1 protein-coding gene is annotated in these 8,564 nt (G+C 70.0%); it reads right to left on the bottom strand.

The annotated features are described in order from the left end of the window. Positions 1 to 8,564: non-ribosomal peptide synthetase (locus tag A5622_RS27120; RefSeq protein ID WP_156753114.1), on the bottom strand; the 8,564-nt coding region annotated here is incomplete at both ends.

Below are 8,564 nucleotides of genomic sequence, written 5' to 3'. Positions count from 1 at the left end.
CCCACCGCCACATCCGAACTCGCGCTGATCTTGGCCAGCAACACCGCCAGGGCGGCCTGCACCACCATGAAGCTCGTCGCGTTGTGCGCGTCGGCCACCGCCCGCACCCGCTGCTGCAACTCCGCCGGCCACTCCACCGCCACGCTGGCCCCGCGATAGTCGGCGACCGCCGGATAGGGCCGATCGGTGGGCAGCTCCAGCCGCTCGGGCAGCCCGGCCAGCGCCCGTTCCCAATACGCCAGTTGCTTCGCGATCGGGCTGTCCGGATCTTCCAGATCGCCGAATTGCGCGCGCTGCCATAGCGTGTAGTCGGCATACTGCGCCGGCAGCGGCGTCCAGCCCGGGGCCTGTCCGGCCGCACGGCTGGCGTAGGACAGCGCCAGATCGCGCACCAGCGGCGGCAGCGAACCCCCGTCCGCGGCGATGTGGTGCACCACGGCCACCAGGACGTGCTCCTCATCACCGAGGCGGAAAAGCCTGGCACACAGGGGTATTTCGGTTGCCAGGTCGAACGTGTGCCGCGCCGTGTGGCGGATGGCGTCCTCCAGGCGGGCGGGTGACCAGCCCGTGGCGTCGACATCTTGCCATGGGACGTCGGCCCGCTCGGGGGGCAACACCACCTGCTGCGGTATGCCCTCGACGGCGGTGAACACCGTGCGCAGGCTCTCGTGGCGTGCCACCACGTCTCGCAGTGCCACCGCGAGCGCGGTGGCGTCCAGGCGTCCGCTCAACCGCAGCGCCGCGGCCATGTTGTACACCGGTGAGGGGCCGTGCAGCTGGTCGATGAACCACAACCGCGACTGGGCGAACGACAACGGCAGCACCGCCGGCCGTTGGTGCGCCATGAGTCCGTCGAGCCTGCCCCCGCCCGCGCCGACGCGTGCGGCCAACTCGCCAACGGTGGGCGCCTCGAACAACATCCGCACCCCGATGCCGGCGTCCAGCGTGGTGTTGATCGTGGCGATCGCCCGCATCGCCGACAGCGAGTCGCCGCCCAGATCGAAGAACGAATCGTCCACCCCGACCCGCTCGAGCCCCAGCACCCGGGCGTAAATGCCGGCCAGGATTTCCTCGACCGGGGTGGCCGGGGCCCGATAATCACCGGCGGTGTAGTCGGGTGCCGGGAGGGCGCGGGCGTCGATTTTGCCGTTGGGCGTCAACGGCATTGCCTCGATGGCCACCACCGCGGACGGGACCATGTAGGCGGGTAGCCGCGCGGCCAGCTGGGCGCGGATCTCGGCCGGGTCGGCGGTGCCGGTGTGGTAGGCGACGAGCCGCTTCTCGCCCGGCCGGTCCTCACGGGCGATCACCGCCGACTGCGTGACGCCGTCCAATTGCCCTAGGGCGCTGTGTACTTCACCGAGCTCGATGCGATGGCCACGGATCTTGACCTGCCCGTCGGCGCGCCCGGCGTAGCGCAGCCGACCGTCCGCGCCCCAACGGACCAGATCCCCGGTGCGATACATGCGCGTCCCGGTCCCGCCGAACGGACAGGCTACGAACCGGGATGCGGTCAGACCGGCGCGGCGCGGATAGCCGACGGCCACCCCGGCGCCGGCCACGTACAGCTCGCCGACCACGCCGGCGGGCACCGGCCGCAGCCATGCGTCCAGCACGAACAGCGCGGCCCCGGCCACCGGCGAGCCGAGCGGTGGCGCTCCGGTGTCGACGGCCAGCGGCGCACTGAGCACCACATCCACCGTGGTTTCGGTGGGCCCGTAGGCGTTGATCATCACCCGGCCCGGGGCCCACTGGCCGGCCAATGCGGCCGGGCAGGGTTCACCGCCGATGATCAGCGCGGTATGCAGACCTTGCGGTGACAGCGCCGCCAGCGCCGATGGCGTTTGGCTGAGCACGGTGACGCTTTCGGCGATCAGCATGGCGTGCAGTTCGTCCGGCGAGCGCGTCACCTGCTCGGGCACGATCACCAGGCGGCCGCCGCCGGCCAGGGCGCCCCAGATTTCCTGGATCGACACGTCGAAGCCGTAGGAATGGCACTGCGACCACACGCCGGCTCCGGGCAGCGCGGCGTGCAGCGATTCCAGGAGTTGGGCGACGTTGCGATGAGTGACGGCAACGCCTTTCGGGACGCCGGTGGTGCCCGAGGTGTAGATGATGTACGCGACGTTGTCGGATGCCGGCGCCGGCAACGCGGTGCCGGAGTGATCGTGGACGGCGGCGGCGTCGATGTCTATGACCGGCAGTCCGGACCCGGCCAGGCGCGAGCGCAGGCCCGTCGTGCTGAGCGCGACGGTCGGTGCGGTGTCATCGATCATGAATCCGATCCGGGCCGGCGGGAGCCCCGGGTCGATGGGCAGGTAGGCCGCCCCGGCCTTCAGGGTCGCCAGGATGGCCACGATCGCCTCGGCCGATCGGGAAAACAGCAGCGCCACAACATGTCCTGGCCCGATGCCCTGGTCAACCAACAAGTGCGCCAGGCGGTTCGACGCCTCGTCGAGAACGCGATAGGTCATCGTGCGACCCTCGCAGGTCACCGCGATCGCGTCGGGCCTGCGGGTCACCTGGGTGGCGAACAGCGCGGGCAGTGACGGCGGTGTGGCCGCGCCCCCGGTCAACGCCGCCCGATGCCCCCAGTCGGCAAGCCGCGCGTGTTCCCCGCCGTCGAGCGCGTCCACGGACAGCAACGGCCGGGCCGGATCGGCGGCCATGGCGACCAGCAGCCGGTGTAACCGCGCGGTCAGCGTGTCGATGTGGGCCGGGTCGAACACGTCGGTGTCGAATTCGACCCGCAGGCGCAGCTCTTCACCGGGCACGGCCTGCAGCGACAGCGGGTAGTGGTTGTATTCGTGGCTGGTGAATTCGGTGACGGTCAGGTCGTGGACGGCCGACAACGTCGTGGCGTCGACCGGATAGTTCTCGTATACGAGCAAGCTGTCGAACAGCTGGTCATGCCCGGTGATGCGGTGAATCTCGTTGAGCGCCAGGTGCTGGTGCTCGAGGGTGTCGTTGTGGGCACGTTGCAGCTGGCCCAGCAAGTCGGCGACGGTACTCGCCGCGGTGACGCGCGCGCGCACCGGCACGGTGTTGATCAGCAGGCCCACCATGGATTCCGCGCCGGGCAGATCGGCCGGGCGGCCCGAGACGGCGGTGCCGAAGGCGACGTCGCGTTGACCGGTCTGCCACATCAGCAGCTGCGCCCACGCCGCCTGCAGCACGGTGTTGACGGTGGTGCGGCAGGAGCGCGCGAGTTCGCCTAGCGCACTGGTGGTTTCGGCCGTCAATTGCAGGGTCGCCACGGCGCGCGGACCCAGCCCGATTCGGCCCGCCGGGCCCACCATGGTGGGGGTGTCGAAACCGTCGAGCGCAGCGCGCCAGGCCTGGCGGGCGGCGGCGACGTCCCGATCGGCCAGCCAGGTGACGAACCCGCGGTACGGCAGCGCCGTCGGCAATCGCGAGCCGTAGTAGCAGGCGAAGATCTCTTGCAGCAGGATCGGAAGCGACCAGCCGTCCATCACGATGTGGTGGACGGTGAGGAGGAACCGGTGTTCGTGATCCGCGGTGCGGATCAGCGCGGCCCGCAACGGCGGATCCGCACCGAGCTTTCGCGCCGCGACCCGCTCGGCGGTGCAAAGCCGCTGGACCTGTTCCTCGACGTCGCCGCCCCGGATCTCGACATGCTGATAGGCGAGGTCGGCAGCGCCGGGGATGATCTGCACGGGATCGCCGAAGTCCGAACAGAATCGGGCGGACAGGTTGGGGTGGCGGGTGACGACGGTATCCAGGGCGCGCTGCAGTCGGTGCGAATCGAGGGCGCCGCGTAGCGTGATGTTCAGCTGGACGGCGTACACGTCGGCGTCGCCCTGGCCGGCGGTCGCATGGAACAGCAGTCCCTGCTGCAGCGGGGTCAGCGGCAGGATATCGGCGACGTCGTATTGCCGCTCGAGTTGGTCGATCTGCTGCTGACTGAGCCTGGCGGGGGCGATGTCCGACGGGGTCAAGCCGCCGACGCCGCGCCGGACCAGCGCGCAGATGCCGGCCAGTGCCTCAAACCACAACCGGCTCAGTCGCTTTGCCTCACCACGCGTCAGCGCCGAGGGTGCCCACGTCCAGTTCGCCAGCAACTCGGGACCGTCGTCGGTCTCCATGGTGCCCGCATTGAGCTCCAGCGTGTGCGGCAACGGCAGCGCCAGCGCCGCGGCCGCCGCACTCAACGACGGACTGTTCGGGCTCGGCCGCCACAACTCGTCGGACAACCCGGCGGTTCCACCGCCGAGGCGACCCAGATAGTTGAACCCGATGTCCGGATCCGAACCAGCCAGTGCTACTTCGGGATTCAGGTAGCACAACAGCCCGTAGGTCACACCGTTCGGCAGGGCGCGCAGTTGCTCCTTGGCGTCCTTGATTACCGCGCTCAGCGCGGCGTCACCGGCCCTCACCCGTCCCCAGTCCAGGCCGGGGATGTCCAGGGCGATCGGGTGTTTGGTGGTGAACCAGCCCACGGTGCGGGACAGATCGACGTTCGGGCCCAGCTCTTCGCCGCGCCCGTGGCCCTCGATGTCGATGCCGATGGGGTTCGTCGTGCCGGAGAATTCGGCGATCGCCATCCCGAAGGCGATCAGCAGGATGTCCTGCACCCCGGCGTGGAACGCCGCGGGCACCTCTCCCAGCAACGACCGGGTCGTCTCGACGTCCAGCGACGCCGACAACTGCCCCGCGGTCGCGTAGGTGTCCTCGGGCCGCGCCGCCGGCAACAGCGCCGGTGTCTGCTCGATGCGCCGCCAGGCGTCTGCCTGGTCGAGCACCGCCGCGCTGCGGGCGTGGTCGGCCAGCAGCGACGACCACCGGGCGAACGAGGTCCCGCCTGCGGGCAGTTCGATCGGCTGGCCGCTGCGGTGCTGTGCCCAGGCGATGTTGATGTCCTCGACCAGCGTCCGCCAGGACACGGCGTCGACGGCCAGGTGGTGAACGATCAATGCCAATTGGTTTGTCGCGCAGGCCCATACCGCGCTCAGCAGCACGCCGGCGCCGGGGTTCAGTCGGGACCGCGCCTGGCTGAGCGCCGCATCGGAGAGCACATCCACGGTCCGCAAGCAGGCGCAGGCGTCCACCGCACCCACCTCGGGCACGTGCAGGGACCAGTCGCCCGCGCCGTCGTCGTCGACGCAGAGCCGCAGCATGGGATGCCGGTCCAGCAGTGCCTGCAGCAGCACCGGTACGTCGGCCTGACCCACGCCCGCCGGCGCCGCCAGCACCAGCGTCTGGTTGAACTGCTCGATGGGGCCGTCCATGTTCTGCAGCCACCGCATGATCGGGGTGGCCACCACCGGCCCCGTCCCGTCGTCGGCCGCATCGACTGCTGCGGAGACCAGCGTGACGACCCGCGCCAGCCGGGACACCGTCTGTTCCACGAAAACGTCACGCGGCCGGCACATTACGCCGGCGGCGCGGGCCCGGGCGACCACCTGCATCGACAGGATGCTGTCGCCGCCCAGGTCGAAGAACGAATCGTCCACGCCGACCCGCTCAAGCCCGAGGGCCTGGGCGTAGATGCCGGCCAGGATCTCCTCGATCGCGTCGGCCGGGGCGCGGTAGGCGCTCGAGCCGTAATCCGGGGCGGGCAGGGCGCGGGTATCGAGTTTGCCGTTGACGGTCAGCGGCAGCGCGTCGAGCGTCACGACGGCGGCCGGCACCATGTAGGCCGGCAACCGCTCGGCGAGCCGCGACCGCACTTCGGTCGGGTCCGCCGTCCCGGTGACATACCCCACCAGCCGCACGGTCGCGGAGTGGTCTTCGCGGGCGATCACCGCGGCCTGCTCGACGCCGTCCAATTCGGTGAGCGCGGAGTGTATTTCACCGAGCTCGATGCGGTAGCCACGGATCTTGACCTGTTCGTCGGCGCGCCCGAGGTACTCGAGCTGCTCGTCGGCGCCCCACCGGACCAGGTCGCCGGTGCGATACATGCGCGCGCCGGGCCCACCGAACGGGCAGGCCACGAACCGCGATGCCGTCAAACCGGCGCGGCCCAGATAACCGATGGCAACCCCACGGCCCGCGATGTACAACTCCCCCACCACGCCGGGCGGCACCGGACGCAACCAGTGGTCCAGCACGAACAGCGCGGCCCCGGGCACCGGCGAACCGATCGGCACCACATCGAGATCCGCCGTCAGCGGCGCGGTCATCGCCGCATACATGGTGGTCTCCGTCGGGCCGTATTGGTTGATCATCACCCGTCCGGGCGCCCACCGATCCATCACCTCGACGGGGCACGGTTCGCCGCCGACGATCAGCGCCACCGATTCCAGGCCGTCGGTCGCCAGTGCCGCCACCGCCGACGGGGTCTGGCTCAACACCTCGACACCTTCGGCAATCAGCAAGGCGCGCAGGTCTTCCGGAGACCGGACCACCTGATCGGGGACGACGACGAGGCGTCCGCCGCGCAGCAGCGGCCCGAAGAGTTCCCATACGGAGAAATCGAAGGCCAGGGAATGACAGTGGCTCCACACCCGCCCCAGACCCAGTTCGGGATCCAGCGACAGCAACAGTTGGGTGACATTGTGGTGGGTCACCGCGACACCCTTGGGGGCGCCCGTGGTCCCCGAGGTGTAAATGACGTACGCGACGTTGTCCGCGGCCGGCGCCGGCAATCCCGTGGTGGGTTGGACGCGCACGGCGGGGTCGTCGATGTCGATGACCGGTCCGCACCGGGGCAGATCCGCGCGGATCTCGGCAGTGCTGACCGTCGCGATCGGTGCGGCATCGGTGAGCATGAATTCGATGCGGGCCGACGGTAGCGCCGGGTCGATCGGTACGTAGGCCGCGCCGGTCTTCAGCACGGCCAGGATCGCCACGATCGCCCCGGCCGACCGCGGCATCGCCACCGCCACCCGCTGGCCGGGGCCCGCGCCGCGGCCAATCAGTATGCGCGCCAACTGGTTAGCCGACGCATCGACCTCGCGATAGGTCCACGACCGTCGACCGCAGGTGATCGCCACCCCCGCGGGCGCGTGAGTCACCTGTTCGTCGAAGAGTGCCGGGATGGACACCGGACCGGTCACCGGCTGGGTCAACACCGCGCGGTTGCCGATCGCATCGAGGCGGTCGCGCTCCGACTCGGCGAGGACGCCGATCGTCGACAGCGCCCGGGCGGGATCGGCGGTCATGGCCGAAAGCACCTGCCGCAGTCGGGCGATCATCGTCTCGATGCTGGGCGCGTCGAAGACGTCGGTGCGGAACTCCACCGTTCCGGTGATGCCGGCGGGCCGGCCGTCCTCTCCCCAATGTTCGGCGAGCGAGAAGACCAGATCCATCCGGGCGACCTGGGTCTCCAGGGGCAGCGGCGTGACCTGTATATCGCCCAGATTCAGGTCGACGGGTTGGTTGTTCTGCCAGGCCAACATCACCTGGACCAGCGGGTGATGGGCGAGGTCCCGGGTGGGGTTGAGCCGTTCGACGAGCACTTCGAAGGGAACGTCCTGGTGATCGTAGGCCGCCAGGCTGCGCTGCCGCACCCTGGCCAACAGTTCGGCGACGCTGGGATCGCCGCCGAGGTCTACGCGGAGCACCAGGGTGTTGACGAAGAAACCGACGACGTCGTCCAGGGCCGGGTCGCGCCGGCCCGCGATCGGAAAGCCCACCGCCACATCGGAACTCGCGCTCAGGCTGGACAGCAGCACGGCAAGGCCGGCCTGCACGACCATGAAACTGGTCACGTGGTGGGCTTGCGCCAGGTCGGCGATCTGTTGCTGAAGGTCGGCCGGCCACTGCACGGCCAGGCCGGCCCCACGGTAATCGGCCACCAAGGGATACGGCCGGTCGGTGGGCAGCTCAACACGTTCCGGTAGCCCGGCCAGGGCTTGTTCCCAGTAGGCGAGCTGCACGGCGATGGGGCTGTCCGGGTCGTCGAGGTCGCCGAATTGGGCGCGCTGCCACAGCGTGTAGTCCACGTATTGGACCGGCAGCGGCGCCCACTGCGGGGCTCGTCCGGACGACCGGCTGGCATAGGCCGTCCCGAGGTCACGCACCAGCGGGGCCAGCGACCACCCGTCCGCGGCGATATGGTGTACCACTGCCACCAGGACGTGTTCATCGTCGCCGGTGTGGAAAAGCCATGCCCGCAAGGGCAATTCGCTGGTTAGATCGAAGGTGTAGCGCGCCGCCTCGTGGGTGGCCTCCGCCAGCCAGGAGGCCGGCCACCGGGTGGCGTCGACGACCTGCCAGCCGACTTCGCTGCGCTCGGGCGGGACGACCGCCTGTTGCGGCGTGCCTTCGGGCGCGAGGAACAGGGTCCGCAGGCTTTCGTGGCGGCCCACCACGTCGGCTAGGGCGGCGCCCATCACCTCGGCATCCACCAGCCCGCTCAGCTTCAGGGCGACCGCCATGTTGTACACCGGCGATGGGCCCTGGAACTGGTCGATGAACCACAAGCGCGACTGGGCGAACGACAAGGGCACCAGCGCCGGCCGTTCGGCGGGCACCAAGCGGTCGGTGCGGGCGGCGCCGGCCTGCACGTGGGGCGCGAGTTGTGCGACGGTGGGTGCCTCGAACAGGGATCGGACGGTGAGGTCGGCGTCCAGATCGGTATTCACGGCCGAGACGAGCCG

It is taken from the genome of Mycobacterium sp. 1245801.1 (assembly GCF_001673055.1).
GTDB classification, from domain to species: Bacteria; Actinomycetota; Actinomycetes; order Mycobacteriales; family Mycobacteriaceae; genus Mycobacterium; species Mycobacterium europaeum_A.
Note: the sequence above shows the minus strand (reverse complement) of the source record. Positions and strands in the feature narration are given on the sequence as shown.